Origin of the sequence: Chryseobacterium carnipullorum, from assembly GCF_900142785.1 — a bacterium.
Lineage (GTDB): Bacteria > Bacteroidota > Bacteroidia > Flavobacteriales > Weeksellaceae > Chryseobacterium > Chryseobacterium carnipullorum.
This window is the reverse complement of the sequence record NZ_FRCD01000004.1, coordinates 208,090-231,837: the sequence shown is the minus strand read 5'-3', so window position 1 is coordinate 231,837 and position 23,748 is coordinate 208,090. Positions and strand designations below refer to the sequence as shown.

Genomic DNA, 23,748 nt, shown 5'->3' with positions numbered 1-23,748 from the left:
AAAACCCGCTCATTTGAGCAGGCATTTTTATAAGTACTTCAACACTTCATCAATACTCTTCAGTTCCATAAAATTTTCATGCTCCAAATTAGACTCATGCTGTTCATGGCTCCACGTCACATGGTAAGGAATATGTGCGGCAAAACCTCCGATTTCCAGTACAGGCAGAATATCTGATTTGATAGAATTTCCAAGCATCAGGAAGTGTTCAGGTCGACAATCCAGATGTTTCAACAGCTTTTGATAATCGTTTTCTTTCTTATCACTCATAATTTCTATATGGTGAAAATATTCCTGCAATCCTGAGTTTTTAAGCTTACGTTCCTGATCCAGCAGATCTCCTTTTGTGGCAACTACCAGTCGGTATTTTCCTTTTAAAGCATCCAGGGTTTCGGTAACTCCATCAAGCAATTCTATCGGTTTCTGAAGAAGTTCCTGGCCGATTTCAATAGTCCGGTTGATCAGCTGCATCGATGCTGTACCGCCTGAAACCCTGCTCACCGTTTCGATCATACATAGCATAAACCCTTTTACACCGTAACCGTACAGATGTAGGTTCTGCATTTCGGTTTTAAATAATTCCTGAGATACAGAATGCTGTGGCAGATAATCTTCCAGAAGCACACAGAATTCTTTCTCCGCTTCCTGAAAATAGGGCTCGTTGATCCAAAGCGTATCATCTGCATCAAAGGCGATCGTCGTTATGTGATTATTCATTTTACTTTTGTATTTTTCTCCCGACAAAATTCAGGATAAAAATTCAATCACCAAAGGACATTTGTCCCGGATAAGATATGTTACGGACCAATCAGTTGTTTTTAAACTATTTAGAAGATCTTTACGAAAAGCAGGAACGTAAAGAAGATATCATCATAAGATCATTTTCCAAAGGAGAAAGAATATTAACCCAGAATGCCACCCCATCTAAAGTAATGTTGATTAAAGAAGGCATTACCAAATGTTTTTTTGTTGAAGAAAATGATAAAGAATACATTGTTGAGTTTCTGGGGAAAGGGGAAATCATCGGAGAAATAGAACTGATCCGGAGTATTTCCTGTCTTTGCAGTATTGAGGCAGTAACGGAAGTCACGGTTTATGCTGTGGCTATACCGTATTTCAAATCATTGATCAAAAATGATCTTTCATTGAATAATCATCTGCTGGAGGTCTTTGCTGAACGTATTGTCAATACCTCCAGAAGAGCCTCTTATCAGCAGTTGTATGCCGCAGAACATACTTTGACACAGCTTCTTGAACTGCAGGTACAGCAGGATATTCAGATGTCAAAAGAAGATATGGCGGCTTACCTGGGAATTACGGTGAGAAGTCTGAACAGAACACTGAAGAATCTGGGGAAATAAAGTAGGGAAGATGGAGGATGGAAGAGGGGAGTCATTGAATGTGAAAAGATAGCTGCTACATTTTCAAACAAAAACAGTTGGACTGCTTCTTTTTACCGTAAAAATTTCGAGTAATAGCCTTGTCAAGGTTCAAAACCTTGACAAGGCTATATAAAACCCGAATAGTAACTTCCATCCTTCCTCTTCCAGCTTCCATCCCGACAATAATTGCAATTATTGATTAAATCTCTATACTTAAAAGTTTTTTACTTCTTATTTTTGCACAAAATAAAACCGAGCTAATAAAAATGCAAGACTTACAATTCAGAAACGCTGATCTGAAAGATTTAGAAAAGATAGTTGAGATCTACAATTCTACTATCCCATCAAGAATGGTAACCGCAGATACAGAAAATGTCTCTGTAGAAAGCAGAAAAGAATGGTTTGGAGAACACAATCCTGAAACAAGACCACTTTGGATCATTGAAAATGATCATGAAACTATTGGATGGGTAAGTTTTTCTTCATTTTATGGAAGACCTGCGTACAATGGAACGGTTGAAATGAGTATCTATCTGGATGAATCCTGCAGAGGAAAAGGATATGGAAAGAAAGTAATGGAATACTGTATCGATCGTGCATCCGGCTTAGGAATTAAAACGCTTCTCGGATTTATCTTTTCTCATAATGAAGCCAGCCTAAAACTTTTCAGGAATTTCGGATTTGAAGAATGGGGAGTTTTGCCTGATGTAGCGGTTCTGGATGGAATAGAAAGGAGTTTGAGTATTTTAGGGAAAAGAGTTGGGTAATTGATATAAATTAAATTCGGCGAAGTCGAAGACTTCGCCGAATTTGTAAGGAATAGATCTATTCTGGATAATTTACATTTTAACATTAGATCGCTCGAAGAGGAAGGTTCGTAACTACTTTTATCCTTGTCAAGATTTTAAATCTTGATAAGGATATTTCCCGGATACTTTGCCTCGGGATAGTTTATTAGGGGAGCGAAAAATTAATAAAAACTGTCCTGCAGTTCTGCTTTCGGTATTAATTACTTTTAAAAGAAGGCTCCTTATCCTTTTCAATGTAGATATAACGACTTTTTATGCCGTTTTGGAGCATTGATTTCTTTTTATTAAGTTCTTCAACAGATTCTATACTTTCGTTCTTAAAAGAGGTTTTCTGGCCGTTTTTTATGCTTTCTGCTAACGTCCTTGTCGGGTTTTCGTAAAATTCTTCTATATACTTGTTGAATTTCTCATTGGAAATAGGAATAGCAGACTTTCCATAATGAGTTTCTACGAATTCTCTGGTATCATATTCTGTGTCCAGCTTTTTATTGCTGATCAGTTTATAGATGAAATTTTTATCCGTGTCTTCCAGAATAAAGATCAGACCTGGAAGTCCTCTGAATTTATACGGACCTTCTTTAATATTCACGTCATTACAAAACCATGCATTCCATGTTCTTCCTCCGAAATCGGTAGTCGCTTTCTGAAGCTTATAACCATTGTATTGCTGCGTTTCCTGAAGTAGTTTCCATGTCATTTCGTCATTGGTATTCACTACAAAATACTCAAAAAAATCTCTGTACCATTTATTTTTAAATGAATTGGGTGCTCTTTCAATAACTTGATCTGTTTTTGTACTGTATCTGGAAACAGATCTGTTTGCGCTTTTATTGATAGAATCATATTCCGCAAATTTTCTATCATAAAACTTTATAGATTTTGGGCTGATGTCAAGATTCATAAGATCTTTTCTGTATTCATCCGAAGCATCTTTCCGGTACTGAAGTTCATAAACAAATTGGTTGGTCTGAGATTGATAAAATGAACCTGCATACAAAGCGAGCAGGCATATAATTTTTTTCATGTTTTTTATTGATTCTGTTGATAGCGGGACCAAAAATAAAAAAAAACTGCGCGAAGTCGAAGACTTCGCGCAGTTTTTTGCCAAATTTTTATTATTTAATTAAGGTTTCTGCGTAATTCTTTTCGCAGACATATTTAAAAATCGTTTCACCAGGAAAACCGCAGAGATGGTAAGTCCTAATCCCAGAGCAATCCACATTCCGAGAGCGCCCATTTCCATAGTGACACACAGGAAATACCCTAAAGGAATGGTAATCACCCAATAAGCGATAAAGGTATAGATGGATGGTATTTTTACATCCTGAAGACCTCTCAGCATTCCTAAAGCCGTTACCTGAACCCCATCTGAAAGCTGGAATAAAGCAGCAATGATCATTAATTTTGAAGCCAGCATAATCACTTCAACCTCCTCTTTTTTAGTAAAGAAAGTCGGGAGTATATTTCTTCCCAGAATAAAGACCAATCCACAGATACACATGAAAATAAAAGCTATTTTCAGATTATTAATTCCCACTTTTCTTAGTTCAACAAAGTTCTGTTCACCCAGCTTTCTTCCGATCATCACCGTTGAAGCCACACTGAATCCTACACACAGGTTGAAGGTAAATGAAGCCATACTCAGGGCAATCTGGTGAGACGCAATATCATGAGCAGAGATCAGCCCACAAATAAATGCTGCTCCAGCGAAAGCCGTTACTTCAAAGAACATCTGTAAAGCGGTAGGCAGTCCGAGTTTCACCATTTTATCGAACATATTTCTGGAAAACACCTGGATTTTTAAAGAAAAGTCTTTAATATATCTTCTTGTTTTTTTCTCTTTTACCAATACAACATACAGGAATACGACCATGAATATTCTGGAGATCAGTGTGGCTAAAGCAGATCCTTTTACGCCCATCTCAGGGAAGATCCAGATTCCTTTGATCAGAACATAGTTCAGGACAATATTGATAATATTCGCAATGATTGTAGCTTTGGTAACGCCTATAGTATAGGAAAGACCTTCAGAAACCTCACGAAGCGTCTGAAAAGCCATAAACGGAATCATACTGATGGCCATAATACCCAGAAAATCTACCGTATTGGGAATGATTTTCGCCGGCTGTCCGGAATGATAGAGCAGAGGCATCCCTAAAAGCAAGAGCGCCATTAAAATAATACCTACAGACATATTGATGACAAATCCATGGCTGAAAACAGAATTGATCGTTCCGTGATCCTGCTTGGAGTGAGCTTCAGAAACCAGCGGTGGAATCGCAAATGAAAATCCCAGCGCCAATACAAACACTGAGAAAAATACTGCATTTCCCAATGAGACGGAAGCAAGAGCATCCGCACCTAAAAGTTTTCCGACAATAATATTGTCGAAGAGATTCACCGAGACCTGCCCAACCTGCGTAAGCATTACAGGAAGAGCCAGCGTCAGGCATTCTTTCGTATAGTTTTTGTTTAAAAAGTTCATAATCGTTTATGATTCATATAGAGTTTAATATTTAAAAATAGAGCAAAAAAAAATTTGCAGTAAGGCTACTGCAAATTGTTATCATATATTTAATGTTCAATTAAATTATTTCCTTACAAAACTTGCAACATCCTCCTCGGAAACAGTATTTCCGCCAAGAATAATTAATCTTTCCACCACGTTTCTCAGTTCTCTGATATTTCCAGTCCATGAAAGAACTTTAAGCGCATCAATCGCTTTATCATCAAATTTTTTCACAGCAGTACCGTGCTCATCGGCAATCATACCGGAAAAATGATCCACTAATAATTTGATGTCATCTTTTCTGTCATCCAATGGCGGAACATAGATTTCAATCACAGAAAGCCTGTGGTAAAGGTCTTCCCTGAATTTTCCTTCCTCAATCTCCTTCTGCATGTTTTTATTGGTTGCTGCAATTACTCTTACATCAACTTTTATTTCTTTATCACTTCCCACAGGAGAAACTTTGCTTTCCTGCAACGCTCTCAAGACTTTAGCCTGAGCAATAAGACTCATATCTCCGATCTCATCCAAAAAGATAGTACCTCCGGTAGCCTGCTCAAATTTCCCCTGCTTATCCTTGATCGCTCCGGTGAAAGAACCCTTTACGTGTCCGAAAAGTTCAGATTCAATAAGTTCAGACGGAATAGCCGCACAGTTCACCTCAATCATCGGACCTCTTGCGCGCTCACTTTGGTTGTGAATTGCATGAGCTACCAATTCTTTTCCCGCCCCGTTCGGTCCTGTAATTAAAACCCGGGCGTCGGAAACGGCTACTTTTTCGATCATATCCTGAATTTTTTTCAAAGCAGGAGAATCACCGATCATCTGGTATTTTTTGTTGACCTTTCTTTTTAAGGTCTTATTTTCAGTTTGAAGATTTTTATTTTCCTTTTTCAGACTTTCTTTGGCTAAAGCATTTTTTACACTGGTGATCAGTCTGTTGATGTCGATAGGTTTGGAAATAAAGTCGTATGCACCTTCCTTTAAACAGGAAACAGCAGAATCAATATCCGCGTGACCTGAGATCATAATAAATGTGCTTTCAGGTTTCAACATCATGCTTTGCTTTAAAAGCTCTGTTCCTGAAAGCTTAGGCATCTTGATATCAGAGATCACCAATGCGAAATCTTCTTTTTCTATCTGTTTGTAGCCTTCAAGGCCATCTTCAGCGATAACAAATTCGTATTCGGTAAGTTCATCAGAAAGGATACTGTGTAATACTCCCGAGATTGCTTTTTCGTCTTCTACAATAAGGATTTTTTGCATAGTTGCAAATTTAGATTTTTTGATTCAATTATTAGCAAAAACTATACCTAAATATACTATTTTGAGTAATCTCTTCTGCCGAAAATAGCAGATCCAACCCTTACGGAATTGGCACCACATTCAATGGCAGCGGGGAAATCATCACTCATTCCCATCGATAAAGTTTCCAGTGTTTTTAATTGAGTCAATTCATCAAAAAGCCCTTTCAAAAAGGAAAATTCTCCTCTTACCTGCTCTTCATCCTCCGTAAAAGTAGCCATTCCCATCAGTCCGGTAATTTCAATATTCGGAAATCCACCGTCAATGTATTTTTGGAATAACAGTTTTGCCTCATCAATCTCAAGCCCGAATTTACTTTCCTCCGCAGCAATTTTGACCTGAAGCAGTACTTTGATCGTTCTGCTGTTCTTGCCCGCTTCTTTACTGATCTCTGCAAGAAGTTTTTCAGAGTCTACACTTTGGATGGTATCAATAAACGGCGCGATATATTTAACCTTATTCGTTTGTAAATGCCCGATCAGGTGCCATTCTATATCTTTGGGCAGGAGAGGGTATTTTTCCATAAGCTCCTGAACTTTGTTTTCACCAAAGACTTTTTGCCCCAGATCATAAACTTCCTGAACAGCTTCAACCGGATGTGTTTTTGAAACGGCCACCAGCTGAACGCCTGATGGAAGCTGATTTTTTATCGCTGTATAATTTTCTTTAAGATCCATAAATGCAAATTTCTGAATTATAAAAGTAAAAAACTAATGAATCTGTAAAATTCTTGTTGATGGTTGCTTGTGTATGTTTGTTGCCAGTGTATCCGCAATATAATTTATTCCCTGCCTCATTAAATTGTTAAATTATTACACTTTTAGATTTTTAAACTGATAGATTGTTACACTGATACCATTGTTACACTGTTAGATTATTACATTGTTACATTAATTCAGAATATCATTAATCTTCGGATACTGAGAAATCTTTCTGAACACAAACTTGTTGCTTTTCTGCAGTTTTTCAATAAACATGTCCAGCTCATTGATAGAATCTGCATCTCTCAGATATTGGTCATGGGTAAGGAAAACAAGGTGTCTCGAGGTCTTTTCAAGATCATTCAGAAAAATACTGTCTACCTTTTTAATCATGGCTTCGTGGCTGCCTTTCAGGGTCATTTTTTGCGAAGGTCTCCATTCTAGATCCCATCCGATGACTTTATAGCCTGCTTTTTTAAGACCATTGGCTGCGTCGGTGGAACTTTTAATGTCGGTGACGTTAATATTATTCAGTCTCCAGATATTTCTGCCCGGAGTTCTTGCGATCTTGTCATAAAGTTTAAGGCTGTCTTTGGCAATATCAAAATCACGGACTACGGCATCAGCACTTTTATAGAAATCTGTGTATTTATTATGTGCATGCGTAAAACTATGATTGGCCAGTTCGATCAGTGGGTTGCTTTTTAAAAGTTCCAGATCATCTTTCTGTCTTTTGCTTCCATAGGCGTGTTTTCCTACCAGAAATGCCGTGGCGCAAACGTTTCTTTTGTTTAAAATTTTAAGAAGATTTTCAGTTCCCTGATTAGGGCCGTCGTCAAAAGTAAGATAGATAATTCTTTTATCGGTTTCTACGCTCTCATCATCTATTTTGGGGACCATTTGTGTGGTGGGATGTTCCTGTGAGGTTATTTTTTCAAATTCTTTCACATCGGTTTTGCCATTACAGCTGTTGAATACAATTGAGGCCGCACTCATCAATGCAGTCATCCCAAGAAAAGTCATGTTTCTTGACTTCCCCCCAAATTTTTTTTTCATAAAGATAATGGAGATTTAAAGAGTTAAAAATCGTTAAAATATTGCTAAAATGTTAACAAATTATATGCCATGATTTGTTAAATTTTTACTTTTTAATTTTATTTTAAGGACTTTATTTTAAAGTATATTTTGAATAGAATGAAGGTCTGTAGATTATGTTTTCGTATTCTTTAATTTTAACATTTATTCATGTGGAATCTTTTTACTTTTCTTATTTGTATTGAAATTTCCTTATTCTTCCTATATTCGGGAATTATTTTAATTTGATGAATCTTAAATATCTATTTATTCTTCTCACTGCCGCCAATTTATCAGGACAACGGATTTCCGGAACCATTTTCTCTGAAAAACATCTGCCTGTTGCGGATGCGAGAATTGGAATCGAGAATGAAGACATTGGTAATATAACAGATAAGGAAGGGAAGTATCTCATTGATATTACGGGATTAGATAAAAACAGGATATTGAAAGTAGATGTAAACGGATATGAGTCATTTCAGATGAAGGTTGCAGATTTTGAAGCATTACATCAATATGATATTTCACTCAATAAAAAACTGATTGAAATTCAAAATGTAAATATTATTCCAAAGAAATATGTTTCAAAAAACTTTGGAACCACAAATTCAAAAAGAGGGTATTGTGGATATGATTCTGAAGATCTGAAGAAAATATTCAGGGAATACGCAATTAAGATTAAAAACAGCAGGAAAGTAAAATTAAAAAAGATCAATCTTAATCTTTCCTTTTTCGCCATTGAGAAGCCTGTTACTCTGATTTTTGATATTCAGCAATCTGCAGGCGATTTTCCGGGAGAATCGGTTGTGAATGAAACCCTGAAACTTACGATAGCAAAAGAAGATATCCGGGATAATACGATCTCTCTTGATGTGAATGATAAAAGTATCTGGCTGAATGGGGATTTCTTTGTTTCCGTGAGGGCTTCTGAAGATTTTAAAGGGAAACTTTTTTTAGGAGGAAATATTTTTGCGTTTTCTAAAAACACCTATTACAGAAATTATTTTGGAGAATGGAAAAAGTTCTCGGCAGGAGAACCTTCTATAAATGTGGATGTTTTAGTAGAGAAGTAAATCCTTAATCTAAAATTTTCTTGAGATACAGTGCATTTTTAATCGCAGCAGTTCCCCAAGTATTATTGAAAAATATAAAGGCTTTTCTTTCTGAATGTTTGATTTTTTCCGCTAGAGTATCTATAAACTCTGAACTGTACTCAGATTTATAAAGAACAGGTTTTCCATGGAGCCTGAAGTACAAAATATCAGGATGATTGATGATCACATCCTCAGGAAGATTTCCCGGAAAGCTTACTCCTGAAAACACAATGTTGTTTTCTTTTAAAAGACTGAAAACTTCCTCTGTCCACCAGGATTCATGACGAAATTCAATGACGTTGGGATAAATAAAATTGAGGTTGGCCAAAATCAGATCTATATTTTCCTGTGATTTTTTGAAAGATGGTGGAAACTGATACAGGAACCCGGCAAGCTTTTCTTTTAAATGGGTTTGGATATGCGTACAGAATTCTGAAATGTCTTTTTTAGATTCTTTCAGACGTTTTTCATGGGAAATGGCTTTCGGAATTTTAATGAAGAATTTAAAATCGTCAGGCGTTTCATCATGCCATTTTAAAAGCGTTTTGGCGGTAGGTTTTCTGTAAAAGGTAGAATTGATCTCGACTGTATTGAAAGCTAGGGAATATAAGGCAAGAAAGTCTTTACTTTGGGCATTTTCAGGATATAGTGACCCTTTCCAGTCGTTATTATAAAATCCCGAACATCCAATGTAAAGACTTCCTTTTTTCATGATTTTTATTTTATGTCTGCATCCAGATCTACAGAGTTTAAGCGCAATGAATTCAGAATGACAGACAGTGAACTGACGCTCATTGCAGCGGCTGCGATCATGGGTGATAATAATATTCCAAAGAAAGGATACAATAATCCTGCCGCTACCGGAATACCCAAAACATTATAGATAAATGCAAAAAAAAGGTTTTCTTTGATGTTCTTAAGCAGTTTTTCGCTCAGTAATTTGGCTTTTGCCACGCCTAAAATATCACCTTTTAATAAAGTAATTTCAGCACTTTCCATCGCGACATCAGTTCCGGTTCCCATTGCAATTCCCACATTAGACTGGGCGAGGGCAGGGGAGTCATTGATGCCGTCTCCCGTCATCGCGACAATCTTTCCTTGTTGCTGAAGTTTTTTAACCTCGTTCAATTTATCTTCCGGAAGGCAGCCTGCTTTATAATGTTTGATTCCCAATTCATCAGCAACTGCTTTTGCCGTATGTTCATTGTCTCCGGTCATCATGATCACCTCAATTCCTTCACTCATCAGACGTTGAACCGCTTTTTTGGAAGTGTTTTTAATTTTATCTGTAAAACTGATGAAACCTAATACGGTCTTATCCTGTGCTACATAAGAGATGGTATGGGCCTTGGATTGTACCTCAATAGCTTTATCTTTTAACGCCTGTGGAACAGATAGGTTGTTGGAGGCTAGAAGGCTTTCGTTCCCCAAGTAAACTATTTTTCCATTGATATTTCCCTGAACTCCTTTTCCAGAAATATTTTCAAATTCATTCACTTTTTCTACCGTTAAATTCTTTTCCTTCGCTTTTTTGATCACCGCATTGGATAGCGGATGTTCCGAGTTTTGATTAAGGGAAAAAGCAAGTTTTAAAATTTCGTTTTTATCTCCGATTCCTGAAGTTTCAATGTATTCTACAGAGGGTTTTCCTTCCGTTAAAGTTCCTGTTTTGTCCGTGATCAGAACGTTCACTTTATGCATTTGTTCCAGTGCTTCTGCATTTTTGATCAGAATACCACTTTTAGCCCCTTTCCCGATTCCTACCATCAGAGACATTGGAGTAGCAAGACCCAATGCACATGGACAGGCAACAATTAAGACGGCAACTGCATTTACGAAAGCAAATAGACTTCTTTTTCCTTCCGGTCCGAAAAACTGCCATAAAACAAAAGTAAGAACAGCAATAAGAATCACCACCGGAACAAATACTTTGGCCACCTTGTCCGTCAGTTTCTGTATTGGTGCTCTGCTTCGGCTGGCTTCATTTACCATTTTAATGATCTGTGAAAGAAGAGTTTCATCACCTACTTTTTCAGCTTTCATGATGAAAACTTTATTCCCGTTGATCGTTCCTGAAGAAACCTTGTCATCAATACTTTTCTCTACTGGTACGGGTTCTCCTGTGATCATACTTTCATCCACCAAAGAAGTTCCTTCGGTGATCTTTCCGTCAACAGGGATTTTTTCGCCTGGTTTTACTTTCAGCAGATCTCCGATTTTCACCTGAGAAAGCAAGACTCTTTTTTCTTCTCCATTCACGATGAGATTAGCTTCATCAGGAGAAAGATTCATCAGTTCCTTGATGGCATTTCCCGTTTTTTTATGAGCAGCAGCTTCCATCAGTTGTCCTAAGATGACAAGCGTCAAAATCACACAGACCGCTTCAAAATACAATGGAATCTCGTGATTGTGACCTCTGATTTCGTGAGGAATGATATCTGGAAAAGCCAAAGCTACAATGCTGAAAATAAAAGCAGCTGCAACGCCTAAAGCAATCAGACTGAACATATTTAAATTCCATGTTTTGAACGAAACCCAGCCTCTTTTGAGCAGGAACCACCCGGAATAAAACAGCACCGGAAGAGTAAGTGCGAGTTCAATAAATCCCTGTATTTTGTGAGAAAAAGGGAAATTAATCATCATCCCACCCATTGAAAGAATAAAAACCGGAATCGTGAAGGCAAGGGAAATAAAGAATTTCTTTTTCAGAATGTGATAGGTTTCATCTTCTTCATCCTCGTTACTATCTGGCATTCTTACCAGATCCATTCCGCATATCGGGCAGTCTCCGGGCTCATCACGAATAACTTCCGGATGCATCGGGCAGGTATATTTTGCCGTTTTCTTTTCGGGGTATTTTACCAGATCCATTCCGCATACAGGACATCCTACATTAGAGTCGTAGGTTTTATCTCCTTCGCAGTACATCGGGCAGTAATATTTTCCAGCCATATCATCGGTCACTTTCGGAGCTTCATGATGGCTGTGGTCATGAGTAGGGGAATGAGAATGCTGATGATTGTGAGAAGGTGCATTTTTGGCAAGATCTTCTGTAATTTCTTCCAGGTGCATATGGCAAACAGGGCAGTCACCTTTTTCATCATAGACTTTATCTCCTTCACAGAACATCGGACAGTAGTGTTTTCCTACACTGTCTTTGAAATTTGAAGGAAGATTGGAAGCGGAGTAGGTGGGTTTGTGATTGGGATCTTTAGCATGCTTTTCCTCAATAGGAACAAGATACATATTACAGTCCGGACATCTTTCACCCTGTTTGAAATAGACTTTGTCTCCTTCACATTCCATCGGGCAATAATAGACTGAAGAAGGGGAAACTCTGTCCTGAGGTTTTACAAATGCAGTATCAGGTTTTTTAGGGTCTTCCAGTTTATATTTCTCTCCCAATGCATTATTTAAAACCGAAAGTTCAATTTCCTGATCGGAAGTGATGGTTGCTGTATTGTTTTCCAGATTGACATCGGCTGTAACTCCCTCAACGCTGTTGAGTTTTTCAGAAATTTTCTTCTGACATCCGGAGCAGGTCATTCCGAGTATATTGTATTGTCTTTGCATGATCCTTGAATTTATACTGCAAATGTCCAAAATCAATTGGAAAGGCTGTTATAAATTTAGGGATAATAGTTACAGAATTTGGGATGTAGGTGTTAGAGTTTTTTTGGTAGGAGTATGAGAGGATTGGAGAGTTGTAGAGTAGAAGTGGGTGTATAAGGTGAAGATTTTAAGAATGGGGATTTTTGATTATCCTATTAACATATTTGAATAGTTTAGCACGCGTTTATACTCAAGCCCCTCCATACTCAAACTCTCCAACTCATAAGCTATCCAGTGTCTTCCTTTGATGGTCTTTCAGTTTCTTGAATTCTGTGGGAGTAAATCCGGTAATATTCCTGAATTGGGATGAGAGGTGCTGAACGCTTTTATAGCCAAGCTTTCCAGCAATTTCCGTAAGGGTGAATTCATTATAAAGCAGCAGTTCTTTTACCTTTTCAATTTTATGCAGGATAAAAAACTGTTCCAGTGTAATATTTTCGTTTTGAGAAAAGGTTTTGGAAAGAGAACTGTAGTCTTTGTGAATCTCTGAACTTAAAAACTCAGAAAGAAGAAAATTTTCATCAATATCGAGTTCACTGATCTTAATGATGATCTTATTTTTAATCTTGTCAACAAGCTGATGGGTAGAATCCATAATTCTTTCAAAGCCTGTTTCTCGAAATTTTTTTTCTATCGCCAGCATTTTTTCAGCCGGAACATCAGTTTCAGTTACTACTTCGCCCAAAGAGACAGAATGTATCATTACACCCACCTCATTGAATATTTTTTCCACTGCGGAAATGCAGCGGTTACACACCATGTTTTTTACAAAAATTTTCATGGTTGGTTCAGTCTGTCTTTTACAAATTCAATTTGTGTTTTTCCGTGTGGTGCAGGATTTCCTTCACTGTCCAGATTGACCATTACAATTTTATCAACGGTGATAATGGTCTGGTGAGTCATCTTGTTTCGTACATTGCATTTCAAGGTAATGGATGATGATCCGAAATGTGATGCCTCAATCCCTATTTCTATAATATCACCCTGTTTGGCTGAGCTTACAAAATTAATTTCAGAAATAAATTTCGTCACCACTTTTGTGTTTTCAAGCTGAATGATGGCATAAAGAGCTGCCTCCTCATCGATCCACTGTAAAAGTCTTCCTCCAAAAAGAGAGTGGTTAGGATTCAGATCTTCGGGCTTTACCCATTTTCTCGTATGGTAGTTCATGTTTTAATAATTTGTTTCACAAATTTAGTGTTAAAAACTGGGTTTATCAAGGAAACGGTATTTACTGATCTGAAGGAAATGATTCATTTTCTCAATCACTTTTTCTTGGAGCGCATCGCTTTTACCTTTTTTATCGTGTCATCACTTAAAAAGTTTTGGTATTCTTTGCTGTCAACCGCGAAAATAGCCACTTTTCCTTCCTTATTATGATGGATCTCAAATCTGTAGCGTTTGGCTAAAGGAGACGATCGGAGGCAGGGTTGTCCTTTAGAAAAAAACTGTATTTTTTCCTGCTGCTTTTCACTTTCAGAAATATTATTTTTGATCGCATAACATTCAAATATAATGTCATCGGAAGGATAGAGATAAGGATTTTTTTTAATCTGCTCATACTGAAGACTTGCCAGTGTTTTTGTTTTCTTTTCAGGTGGCGTCTTTGCATGTGAAATGGTGCAGTCATCGGCAATCTCAATAAAAGTGTTGATGTAATTGGTGGTGTGTATCATATATATATATTACGTGAAGAATATTGAACATTTAAAGATAATCAGTGAATTTTTCATGTCCTATGATTCGCGATACTCCAGAATATCTCCGGGCTGACATTCCAGTGCTTTGCACAGGGCATCAAGCGTACTGAACCGGATCGCTTTTGCTTTCCCCGTTTTCAGGTTGGATACATTGGATAATGTCAAATTTATCTTTTCTGAGAGCTCGTTCAAAGACATTTTCCTTTTGGCCATCATCACGTCAAGGTTTATTATAATAGGCATAGTGTTATAGTTGTCTTTTTGTCGCCTCTGTGCAGGCTTATTTGGGTGATTTTTTATGTTAACTAATTTTAACTTTAAGCGAATTTCAGTAAAAATTTTATAATAAACAATATTTATTTATTGTTAATCGATAATATATGACTCTGACATCTTACGACAGTGATAAATACTTTAAAAAAAGCTTTGATTTAAAATTTTAAATTGTATCTTGCATACGTTTATATTTGGAATCAATATTTGTTCATTAATTTATGTTGCTTTTCTTTTATATACCAAATTTTTATTAATTTTTAATTTTTATTTAAAATGAACATTTTTGTTTCAAACATCAATTACGCAACTAAAGAATATGAGTTGCACGATCTATTCGCAGAATTTGGTGATGTATCATCAGCTAAAATCGTTACAGACAGAGAAACTGGCCGTTCAAGAGGTTTCGGTTTTGTAGAAATGGGAGATGAAGAAGGAAAGCAAGCTATCGAAGCTCTTAATCAGAAAGAATTTAACGGAAAAGAGTTAAACGTATCTGAAGCTAAGCCAAGAGAAGAAAAGCCAAGAAGAAGCTTTGACAACAACAGAGGAGGTGGTTACGGAGGAAACAACAATAGAGGCGGCGGTAGCGGCTACGGTGGTGGAAACAACCGTGGTGGTAACGGCGGCGGAAATCGTTGGTAAAAATATAAGGCGGCTTTTTAGCCGCTTTTTTTATGCACTATATATCCCTTTTTAAACAGACTGAAGGTTTTTCAGTTTTTTAAAAAGGGATATTTTATTATAGAACAGCAGCTTATTACTGGATAAAACTGAGATTTGAGGAAATCAGAATACAATGGATAAGCGGTCAGGTTTACTTGTTAGATGATGTACAGATACTTTGGATAGAAGAGAATGATCCTTTATATATGACAATATAATACTCTATAGCTTTCCATCTACTTGAATGGATATGTTTAATCTTTTTTCTTCTTTTTCTTCTTGTCTTTATCTTTTTCCTTATCCTTTTCTTTTGTTTTGACTTTTTTAATTTTCTTAGGATTTAAGACTTCTTCTGCATATTCAAACTTCGGTTCTTCAATTTTCGAAGGAACAGTCTCGATTTTAAGATCAAAATAATTTTTCAGATCATCCTGAGATATTAATTTTTCGTTCAATAAAAAGTCCAGAATTTCCTTCCCTGAATCATTGAAAAAATTATGAGAAAGCTCTTTTAATAAAAATTTTCTGTACTCTTCAGAGGGAACAACTACAGTATATTTAAAGATTCTGCCTTCTTTTTGAGTCGTGATATAGCCTTTTTCCACTAATATTTTTAAATAGGTAGAAACGGTATTCTGATGCGGCTTCGGCTCAGGATGCTGCTCCATGATGTCTTTCAGATAAAAAGATTCAAGCTTCCAGAACAGCTTCATAAAATTTTCCTCAGCAGCGGTAAGATGATTTATTTTCATAGAATTCTTAATGTTGAAATTGTATATTGCAATAAAGATAAATAAAAGATACCATAAATGCTATTCCGGCACCCATAAATACTTCCTTTACCGTATGTCTTTTTAAAATAATTCTTGTAATTCCCACTAAAGCAGCAATTCCCAGCCAGATCAGCCCTGCTTTCCAGTTCAGGGTGAAAAATAAGGCTGCCACAAAAATATTAAAGGCTGTATGCATCGAACTTTTGATGAAAAAATTACTGATTTGCATTGTGAAAACCAAAATCAGAATAAAGAGCATCACCAGATCAATATATCCGTTCCTGACATAATTAAAAATCAGGTAAGTGATCACGCAGGCAGCAATAAAGAGATACAGACTTTTTCTCTGAACACGATCAGAAACATCCATATTGGTATATCTTCCGGTTTTTACATTCCATACCAGCCAGATCACTACCGGAGCAATAATTATCAATAATATAGGGGCAAAGTAAAGGATAGAGTTTTTATATGAGTTTTCTCTTATACTCATGTAAACGAAAAAAATAAATAAAGAAACAAGTGGATTGAAAAAATCTGAGATGATTCTTGAAATTTTATGTACCATTGAAGGCTGTTTTTCTTCCATGTTCAAGTTTAAAATTCAAATATAACACTATAAGCAAAAAAACAATTAGTATGTATACGATAAAAACAAAGTTTTTTTTATAATTTTGCTCAAATATTCATCATAAAAAAGCAAGAGCTAGCACATGAAAGAATTTTCTAAAGAGGTATACCTGAAGTGGTATGAAGATATGACAATGTGGAGAAGGTTTGAAGACAAATGCCGTTCTCTTTATCTAAAACAAAAGATCAGAGGTTTTTTACATTTGTATAACGGTCAGGAGGCTATTCCTGCCGGCTTCACGCATGCAATGGATTTAACAAAAGACAGTATGATTACTGCTTACAGATGCCACATCCATCCAATGGCGATGGGAGTAGATCCTAAGAGAATCATGGCTGAACTTTGCGGTAAAGCTACCGGAACTTCCGGAGGCATGGGTGGATCTATGCACATTTTCAGCAAAGAACACCGTTTCTATGGTGGACACGGTATCGTAGGAGGACAGATTCCTTTGGGAGCTGGAATTGCTTTTGCAGATAAGTATTTTGACAGAAAAGCAGTAAACATCTGTTTCTTCGGAGACGGAGCTGCAAGACAGGGATCGCTTCATGAAACATTCAATATGGCGATGAACTGGAAACTTCCTGTCGTATTTGTGGTTGAAAACAACCAGTATGCCATGGGAACTTCTGTGAAAAGAACCGCTAACCACGAAGATATTTACAAATTAGGTTTAGGATATGAAATGCCTTGCCTTGCTGTAGATGCAATGGATCCCGAGAAAGTTGCTGAGGCAGCTTACGAAGCAATTGAAAGAGCAAGAAGAGGAGACGGACCAACCTTCATTGAAGCAAGAACATACCGTTACAGAGGGCACTCTATGTCTGACGCTGAACCTTACAGAAGCAAGGAAGAAGTAGCCATTCATAAGAATGATGACCCAATGGAACTGGTAAAACATAGAATCCTTGAAAACGGATGGGCTACCGAAACTGAATTGGAAGCTATCGACAACAAATCAAGAGATTTTGTAGATGAGTGTATTGAATTCATGGAAAACTCTCCGTATCCGGATACAGACAAAATCTATGAATATGTTTATGCTCAGGAAAATTACCCGTTCTTAGATCAATTAGAAAACTAAAATAATTTGCTGATTCGATGATAGATGATGTGTTAACTCAATGTTCACTGTTCTTATCATCACATCATCACATTAACAAATTAATACAATAAATTATGGCAGAAGTAATTACGATGCCCCGCCTTTCCGACACTATGACGGAAGGTAAAGTGGCGAAATGGCATAAAAACGTAGGAGATAAAGTAAAAGAAGGAGATATTTTAGCCGAAATTGAAACAGATAAAGCTGTTCAGGATTTCGAATCTGAGATAAACGGAACTCTTTTATACATTGGTGTAGAAGAAGGATCTGCTGCTGCTGTAGACTCTGTTTTAGCGATTATCGGAAATGAAGGGGAAGATATTTCAGGATTAACCGGTGGGGCTGCTGCTCCTGCTACCGGAGGTTCTGAAGAAAAAAAATCTGAAGAAGAATCGAAAACAGAAAATAACGCTACCAGTGTTGAGCAGACTAGTGCAGAAGTTCCTGCAGGTGTAGAAATTATTACCATGCCAAGACTTTCTGATACAATGACAGAAGGTAAAGTGGCGAAATGGCATAAAAATGTTGGCGATACTGTAAAAGAAGGTGATCTTCTTGCTGAAATCGAAACAGATAAAGCAGTTCAGGATTTCGAATCTGAATTCAATGGAATCCTATTGAAGCAAGGGGTAGAAGAAGGTGGTGCGGCTCCTGTAGATTCAGTGTTGGCGATTATCGGTCCGGAAGGAACAGATGTTTCTGCGGTAGGTGCTCCAAAAGCAGCGGCTCAGTCTACTGAAAAGCCTGCAGAACAGAAAACCGAAGCTAAAGCAGAAGAAAAGGCAGCTCCTGCTGTAAGTTCTTCATCTTCAGACAGAGTAGCTATTTCTCCATTGGCTAAAAAAATGGCTCAGGACAAAGGTGTTGATATCAACAGCGTGAATGGATCAGGAGAAAACGGAAGAATCGTTAAAAAAGATATTGAAAACTATCAACCTTCTCAGGCACAGGCTCAGCCAGCAGCTTCTGCTCCGGCAGCAGCTCAGGTGGCATTGAGTTTTGTTCAGGGTGAAGATACAGAAACACCAAACTCTCAGGTAAGAAATATTATTGCAAAACGTCTTGCTGAAAGTAAATTCTCTGCTCCTCACTATTATCTGATGGTAGAGATCAATATGGATAAAGCGATTGAGGCCAGAAAAGAAATCAATTCTTTACCGGATACTAAAATCTCTTTCAATGATATGATCATTAAGGCGACTGCAGTGGCTTTAAGAAAACATCCACAGGTGAATTCAAGCTGGGCAGGAGATAAGGTGATCCACAGAGGAAATATTAATGTAGGTGTCGCAGTAGCTATTCCTGACGGATTAGTAGTTCCTGTACTTAAAAATACAGATCAGATGAACTACACTCAGATTTCTGCAGCGGTAAAAGATATGGCGACAAGAGCGAAAAATAAAGGTCTTAAAGCCAATGAAATGGAAGGTTCTACATTCTCGGTTTCAAACCTGGGTATGTTCGGAATCGAAACATTTACAAGTATCATCAACCAGCCGAACTCTGCGATCCTTTCAGTAGGAGCAATCATTGAAAAACCGATTGTTAAAGACGGTCAGATCGTAGTAGGAAATATCATGAAGCTTTCATTAGCATGTGACCACAGAGTGGTAGACGGTGCTACCGGAGCTCAGTTCTTACAGACTTTAAAAACATATCTGGAAAGTCCATTAACTTTGTTGCTGTAACAATCTGGATTATACAAATAGTAAAACCTCTCATTTTGAGAGGTTTTTTTGTGTTGAAAAATATAATGATTATGATGGCTTAATGCCATTCGTCGGTTTCTTTCAATGTCATAATCCCAGGATTTATACATTTTAGGGCTTCCTGCTGAATACAGTTTTTAAATTGATTATTAAATACAGCAATGGCCACCGCAGGATTGCTGGTTATAACACCTAAAACAGCAGCTTCAAGGGCAGCTCTTGTTGCACAGACAGTCATTATTTTTAATAAAACCTGGGTGATATCATCAGGAACCGAATAATAGATGTAAAAAACAATCTGGGCATTTCTTATCCTTAGCACAGGCAGACTTATAATAATATCCGAACATCCGATTCTAATTCTATGGTCGATCATTTCAACTTTAAATTCAGGAAAATTAAAGAGAGTCAATAATTTTATGGTCTTAAAATTCATCACTCCACAATCTGAAGGAATCAGTGAACTTGAAATAGCAGAGAGTACGTCAGTAATTTTTTGCGCTTCAGGAATAGCAGTATTTACAGGGTATTCTTTTATGGCAGGATCTTGCTTAGGTTCAATAATACCTAATATTAATTCTTCATATTTTAATTTTTCAAGCCTTGTTTTAGATTCTTTTTGCCAGTGTGAAAGATCTCCGTCATCGATGATATGAACCTGACTTTTTACAGGTTTCTGCTTTTCAAGATCTTCATCAATGAGATGATATACCCGTAAAAATGCATAGCGCTGATCAGTATTAAACTCTATTCTATCTCCTGTTTTTGTGATATTTAATGAGGTTTCTATATAGAACATATCCTCTGTTAATAAAATATTTAGCTTCGATTCTATCCATTCTTCAACGTCAATTCCGGTATCAAAACGATACTGACTGATAATGTTTTTGGCATAAGCAATGGATTCATCGCTCATTCCTTCTTTAAAATAGATCAGATATTCAGGATTAATATCTACTTCCTGCTCGTATACAATAGTGATCGGATTATTTTGTACCGATATATTATTTTGTATAACACACCAGAATTCCCGTACAGAATATTTTACTTTCTGTTTATAGGATGCATTAATCGTATGATCATTGGCAACCTTATCATTGGAATAAAAAAATCCGCTTTTAGCAGTTGGACTCCTCTGGTAATTCTGTTGGTTTTTGTCAAAAAGAAACTCTTGAATTTTTCTTTCCGTAAAATCAATTTTTGTTTCGAAATTTGTTTTTAGCATTTTATTTTCTGTTTTTTAGTTGGAATGTAAAATTTTGTACTTCCGTTATAACGATATTCAAATCTATCTAAACATTACTCCTTTTAAAATACCCTCTTTGTGTAGTTTTATGCTGCTTAAAAATATTGCCAACATATCAGTTTTATGACTGAATTTTAAAATCAAATTACTATTTTTGAATCATGATTAAAGCAAGTAATATCCATAAATCTTATGGAAATTTAGAAGTACTGAAGGGAGTTGATATTCACATTAAAACAGGTGAAGTGGTTTCTATTGTAGGCGAATCTGGAGCAGGAAAGTCTACATTGCTTCAGATTTTAGGAACTTTGGATCATCCAAGCAATTCCAGTAAGTATAATACGGAAATTAGCATTGCAGGAGAATCTTTCATTAATATGAATGATAAGGAGCTCTCAAAATTCAGAAACCACAATATTGGTTTCGTATTTCAGTTTCATCAGCTTCTTCCTGAGTTTACCGCTTTAGAAAATGTATTGCTTCCTACCAAAATAGGAGGAGCGAATGAAAAAGAGGCCTTAGAGAAAGCCTATGCTTTATTTGAAGACCTTAAAATAGAGCAGAGACTGAACCATAAACCCAACCAGTTATCAGGAGGGGAAGCGCAAAGGGTAGCAGTAGCAAGAGCTTTGATCAATTCTCCAAAAATTATTTTTGCGGATGAGCCTACGGGAAACTTAGACTCAAAGAATGCGGATGATCTTCACAGATTATTTTTTGATCTGAGAGATAAATATAACCAGACGTTTGTCATTGTAACACACAACCCGAACCTTGCAGAAATCACGGACAGAAAACTAGTGATGAAAGATGGAATGATCATCGAATAAATCCCTGTTAACCTTAATGAAAAAGTTTATTTTCCTGTTCCTTTTTATTATTTCCTGCTCTAAAGCTGAGTCCCAGGAAAACAGTTTGTCTGAGATTCTTCCGGCCGTAAAAGTTTTGGAACTTAAACATTTTTTAAAAGGTAAAAATTACAATCAGGATATCGCTGTTTTTATTAATTTTAAAATATATTCTGGAAAATACAGATACTTTGTGTATGATCTGAAAAATAATAAACTATTACAAAAGGCAATTGTTTCTCATGGTTCAGGTTCGGTGATTAAGAATTCAGATGCTCTTCAGTTCAGTAATACAGAAGGCTCCTATCAGTCTTCATTGGGAAAGTATGAAATTCTGAATAGTTATAACGGGAAATTCGGAAAAGCTTACAGGCTCAGGGGGCTGGATACCGGGAACAGTAATGCTATGGAGCGTGCCATCGTGTTGCATTCATTAGGATGTGTTCCGGATCAGGAATCACGAAATCCTGCATGTTTGAGTTTAGGATGTCCTATGCTTTCTCATAATGCACTGATTCAAACGGCTCAATACCTGGACCATTCAAAACAGCCTGTTATCATGTATGCATTTTATTAAATTTATCCAAATGATTTAAAATCTATATAATTGTAACTTAATCTCTAATCTCCAAAAGATGACCATAAAATTACTTGCTAAAGACGACAGACCCCGAGAGAAATTTTTACAGAAAGGTAAAAGTTCACTTTCTGATTCTGAACTTCTGGCAATTATTATGGGAAGCGGAAGCAGAGAGGAGAGTGCATTGGAGCTGGCAAGAAAAATTCTATCATCAGTAAATAACAGTTGGCATCAGCTGAGCCTTCTTTCCAGTAAAGAACTGATGAAATTCAAAGGAATAGGAGAAGTAAAAGCTCTTTCTATTATTGCAGCATTAGAAATAGGAAAAAGGAGAGCTGTTCAGGAAATCCCTGAGAAACCCGTTATTTCCAACAGCAAGGATGTTTATTTTATCCTTAAAAATAAACTTTCAGACTTAAGGACCGAAGAGTTTTGGGCGATGTTTCTGAATCAGAGCAATAAAGTGATTCATGTCTCACAGTTGACACAAGGCGGGATCAGCCAGTCTGTAGTAGATGTGAGAGTTTTATTTAAAACTGCTCTGGATCATTTCTCTACTGGAATTATCATTGCCCACAATCATCCTTCAGGAAGTTTGAAACCCAGCAAAGAAGATATGGGAATTACCCAAAAAATAAAAGAAGCCGGAAAAACATTAAGCATCCAGCTTCTGGATCATGTGATTGTTACGCACGACACCTATTTTAGTTTCTCAGATGAAGGATTATTATGATTAGAAGATTGAAATATAAAGAGATCGATTTTAAGAAATATGCTGACTGTCTCGAAAATTCAGAACAAAGAAAATACTCAGCATCAAAAGATTTCTTAGATGTGACAGCCAATAAACAATGGGATGTTTTAGTATACAAGGACTATGAAGCGGTAATGCCTGTTCCTTTTATCTCCAAAAAAAGGATCAAAATAGTCCACAATCCTCTGATGTGCCAGCAACTTGGGGTCTTTTCAGCAAAAGATGATCAGAAGATGAATGAGAGGTTCCTTCACTTTCTTCAAAAAAACTATCTCGTCAAAGTTTACTATTTTAACGAAACCAACAGCTTTGAATCCAAATTAGACACCAAGAAAAATTTTCTTTTATATCCGGGTAATTATACTGAAGTTTTTGCTAAGTATTCGCCAAAAAGAAAAAGAAAATTACGCTTGGATGATGAAGTACTGGAAAATTCAGCAATAAAAGAGATAAGCTATCCGAAAGCAGAAAAGTTTATAAGGGAAAATGTAGTAGGACTGGATAAGGAACATGATTCAGTCGCTTTACTGAAAACGTTGGAGGCATTCTATTCATTAAAATATCTGAAATTCTTTGCTTTTTATTTTCACAATGAAATTACGAATATGATCGCCACCTATTCAGATTATGATACGATTGCTCTCTTAGGAACATTTAATGATAAAAAATATATTAAGATGGCAGGGGCATCTACACTGATAGACCATGTCATCAAAGAAAATATAGAAAACTATATTTTTGATTTTGAAGGAGGAAATCTTCCAAGTATTGAAGAGTTTTTTAGAGGTTTCAGACCAGAATTGAAGCCCTATGCGGTAATTGATAACTCAAAAAAGGCTCTTGTCAAAAATTTTGCATCACTTATGATGAGAGGAAAGTTTTTTTAGGATTATTATCATATGTAAACCGTTATTTAGAATGGTTTTAATTAAATAATATTTGTTACCTTTATCAAGTATTTAATACTAACATTTCAG

The 23,748-nt window shown here is 36.6% G+C and carries 25 protein-coding genes; 10 read left to right on the top strand and 15 right to left on the bottom strand.

The genetic code is table 11. From position 1 onward, the window contains the following. Nucleotides 1–27: 27 nt before the first annotated feature. Complete coding sequence (locus BUC06_RS06475) at nt 28–717, bottom strand: HAD family hydrolase (protein ID WP_073331379.1); 690 nt, start codon at nt 715–717, stop codon at nt 28–30. 77 nt (nt 718–794) lie between these two features. On the opposite strand from BUC06_RS06475, the gene BUC06_RS06470 reads away from it, so the two are divergent. Beyond that, the gene (locus tag BUC06_RS06470) at nt 795–1,361 is read left to right on the top strand and encodes a Crp/Fnr family transcriptional regulator (protein WP_073331376.1); all 567 of its coding nucleotides are present in this window, start codon (nt 795–797) and stop codon (nt 1,359–1,361) included. 287 nt (nt 1,362–1,648) lie between these two features. Further along, nucleotides 1,649–2,149 (top strand): GNAT family N-acetyltransferase, encoded by a 501-nt coding sequence (locus BUC06_RS06465; RefSeq protein ID WP_073331373.1) that lies wholly within the window; start codon nt 1,649–1,651, stop codon nt 2,147–2,149. A 238-nt stretch (nt 2,150–2,387) separates the two neighbouring features. On the opposite strand, the gene BUC06_RS06460 is transcribed toward BUC06_RS06465, so the two are convergent. The 5 genes from BUC06_RS06460 to BUC06_RS06440 form a co-directional block, all read right to left on the bottom strand. Beyond that, nucleotides 2,388–3,215, bottom strand: a complete 828-nt coding sequence (locus tag BUC06_RS06460) for a GLPGLI family protein (RefSeq protein ID WP_073331370.1) — start codon at nt 3,213–3,215, stop codon at nt 2,388–2,390. Nucleotides 3,216–3,314: 99 nt separating this feature from the next. Next, entirely contained in the window at nt 3,315–4,676 is a 1,362-nt protein-coding gene (locus tag BUC06_RS06455; RefSeq protein WP_073331367.1) for an MATE family efflux transporter, read from the bottom strand. Nucleotides 4,677–4,781: 105 nt separating this feature from the next. Beyond that, a complete protein-coding gene (locus BUC06_RS06450) occupies nt 4,782–5,966 on the bottom strand; it encodes a sigma-54-dependent transcriptional regulator (RefSeq protein ID WP_073331363.1) in 1,185 nt (394 codons plus the stop codon). A 56-nt stretch (nt 5,967–6,022) separates the two neighbouring features. After that, nucleotides 6,023–6,682 (bottom strand): YggS family pyridoxal phosphate-dependent enzyme, encoded by a 660-nt coding sequence (locus BUC06_RS06445; RefSeq protein WP_073331360.1) that lies wholly within the window; start codon nt 6,680–6,682, stop codon nt 6,023–6,025. 213 nt (nt 6,683–6,895) lie between these two features. Then, complete coding sequence (locus tag BUC06_RS06440; RefSeq protein WP_073331357.1) at nt 6,896–7,762, bottom strand: polysaccharide deacetylase family protein; 867 nt, start codon at nt 7,760–7,762, stop codon at nt 6,896–6,898. Nucleotides 7,763–8,028: 266 nt separating this feature from the next. On the opposite strand from BUC06_RS06440, the gene BUC06_RS06435 reads away from it, so the two are divergent. Next, nucleotides 8,029–8,853, top strand: coding sequence for a hypothetical protein (locus BUC06_RS06435; protein ID WP_083564003.1), 825 nt, complete (start codon nt 8,029–8,031; stop codon nt 8,851–8,853). Nucleotides 8,854–8,857: 4 nt separating this feature from the next. Here BUC06_RS06435 and BUC06_RS06430 read toward each other — a convergent pair whose 3' ends face one another. The 6 genes from BUC06_RS06430 to BUC06_RS06405 all read right to left on the bottom strand — a co-directional run bounded on the left by BUC06_RS06430 (nt 8,858) and on the right by BUC06_RS06405 (nt 14,429). Beyond that, nucleotides 8,858–9,586: a DUF72 domain-containing protein gene (locus BUC06_RS06430; RefSeq protein ID WP_073331354.1), complete on the bottom strand. Its 729-nt coding sequence runs from the start codon at nt 9,584–9,586 to the stop codon at nt 8,858–8,860. A gap of 5 nt (nt 9,587–9,591) precedes the next feature. Continuing rightward, nucleotides 9,592–12,447, bottom strand: coding sequence for a heavy metal translocating P-type ATPase (locus BUC06_RS06425; protein WP_073331351.1), 2,856 nt, complete (start codon nt 12,445–12,447; stop codon nt 9,592–9,594). Between the two features lie 259 nt (nt 12,448–12,706). Further along, entirely contained in the window at nt 12,707–13,267 is a 561-nt protein-coding gene (locus tag BUC06_RS06420) for a helix-turn-helix domain-containing protein (RefSeq protein ID WP_073331348.1), read from the bottom strand. Next, nucleotides 13,264–13,656, bottom strand: a complete 393-nt coding sequence (locus tag BUC06_RS06415; RefSeq protein ID WP_073331345.1) for an acyl-CoA thioesterase — start codon at nt 13,654–13,656, stop codon at nt 13,264–13,266. The genes BUC06_RS06420 and BUC06_RS06415 overlap by 4 nt, the downstream gene beginning before the upstream one ends. Nucleotides 13,657–13,751: 95 nt before the next feature. Beyond that, a complete protein-coding gene (locus BUC06_RS06410; RefSeq protein ID WP_073331342.1) occupies nt 13,752–14,162 on the bottom strand; it encodes a DUF6157 family protein in 411 nt (136 codons plus the stop codon). Nucleotides 14,163–14,222: 60 nt separating this feature from the next. Continuing rightward, complete coding sequence (locus BUC06_RS06405; RefSeq protein ID WP_073331339.1) at nt 14,223–14,429, bottom strand: helix-turn-helix domain-containing protein; 207 nt, start codon at nt 14,427–14,429, stop codon at nt 14,223–14,225. 306 nt (nt 14,430–14,735) lie between these two features. Between BUC06_RS06405 and BUC06_RS06400 the strand changes: the two genes are divergently transcribed. Beyond that, nucleotides 14,736–15,104 (top strand): RNA recognition motif domain-containing protein, encoded by a 369-nt coding sequence (locus tag BUC06_RS06400; protein WP_034727704.1) that lies wholly within the window; start codon nt 14,736–14,738, stop codon nt 15,102–15,104. 275 nt (nt 15,105–15,379) lie between these two features. Here the strand turns inward: BUC06_RS06400 and BUC06_RS06395 are convergent, their stop codons facing one another. Beyond that, a complete protein-coding gene (locus tag BUC06_RS06395) occupies nt 15,380–15,877 on the bottom strand; it encodes a BlaI/MecI/CopY family transcriptional regulator (RefSeq protein ID WP_073331335.1) in 498 nt (165 codons plus the stop codon). A 7-nt stretch (nt 15,878–15,884) separates the two neighbouring features. Further along, on the bottom strand, nt 15,885–16,487 hold the full coding sequence (locus BUC06_RS06390; RefSeq protein WP_083564000.1) for a phosphatase PAP2 family protein: 603 nt from the start codon (nt 16,485–16,487) through the stop codon (nt 15,885–15,887). A 124-nt stretch (nt 16,488–16,611) separates the two neighbouring features. On the opposite strand from BUC06_RS06390, the gene pdhA reads away from it, so the two are divergent. Both pdhA and BUC06_RS06380 read left to right on the top strand, forming a co-directional pair. Beyond that, on the top strand, nt 16,612–17,613 hold the full coding sequence (gene pdhA, locus BUC06_RS06385) for a pyruvate dehydrogenase (acetyl-transferring) E1 component subunit alpha (protein ID WP_073331332.1): 1,002 nt from the start codon (nt 16,612–16,614) through the stop codon (nt 17,611–17,613). A 95-nt stretch (nt 17,614–17,708) separates the two neighbouring features. Then, nucleotides 17,709–19,322, top strand: a complete 1,614-nt coding sequence (locus BUC06_RS06380) for a 2-oxo acid dehydrogenase subunit E2 (RefSeq protein WP_073331329.1) — start codon at nt 17,709–17,711, stop codon at nt 19,320–19,322. 79 nt (nt 19,323–19,401) lie between these two features. On the opposite strand, the gene BUC06_RS06375 is transcribed toward BUC06_RS06380, so the two are convergent. Continuing rightward, nucleotides 19,402–20,568: a hypothetical protein gene (locus tag BUC06_RS06375; RefSeq protein WP_073331326.1), complete on the bottom strand. Its 1,167-nt coding sequence runs from the start codon at nt 20,566–20,568 to the stop codon at nt 19,402–19,404. A 182-nt stretch (nt 20,569–20,750) separates the two neighbouring features. On the opposite strand from BUC06_RS06375, the gene BUC06_RS06370 reads away from it, so the two are divergent. The 4 genes from BUC06_RS06370 to BUC06_RS06355 are packed head-to-tail and all read left to right on the top strand — an operon-like array spanning nt 20,751 to nt 23,658. Then, nucleotides 20,751–21,419, top strand: a complete 669-nt coding sequence (locus BUC06_RS06370; RefSeq protein WP_073331323.1) for an ABC transporter ATP-binding protein — start codon at nt 20,751–20,753, stop codon at nt 21,417–21,419. A gap of 16 nt (nt 21,420–21,435) precedes the next feature. Then, on the top strand, nt 21,436–22,014 hold the full coding sequence (locus tag BUC06_RS06365) for a murein L,D-transpeptidase catalytic domain-containing protein (protein WP_073331320.1): 579 nt from the start codon (nt 21,436–21,438) through the stop codon (nt 22,012–22,014). 58 nt (nt 22,015–22,072) lie between these two features. Then, the gene (radC, locus tag BUC06_RS06360) at nt 22,073–22,750 is read left to right on the top strand and encodes a RadC family protein (protein WP_073331317.1); all 678 of its coding nucleotides are present in this window, start codon (nt 22,073–22,075) and stop codon (nt 22,748–22,750) included. Continuing rightward, nucleotides 22,747–23,658: a hypothetical protein gene (locus BUC06_RS06355; protein WP_083563998.1), complete on the top strand. Its 912-nt coding sequence runs from the start codon at nt 22,747–22,749 to the stop codon at nt 23,656–23,658. Before radC ends, BUC06_RS06355 begins: the two co-directional genes overlap by 4 nt. The last annotated feature ends 90 nt before the right edge of the window (nt 23,659–23,748 follow it).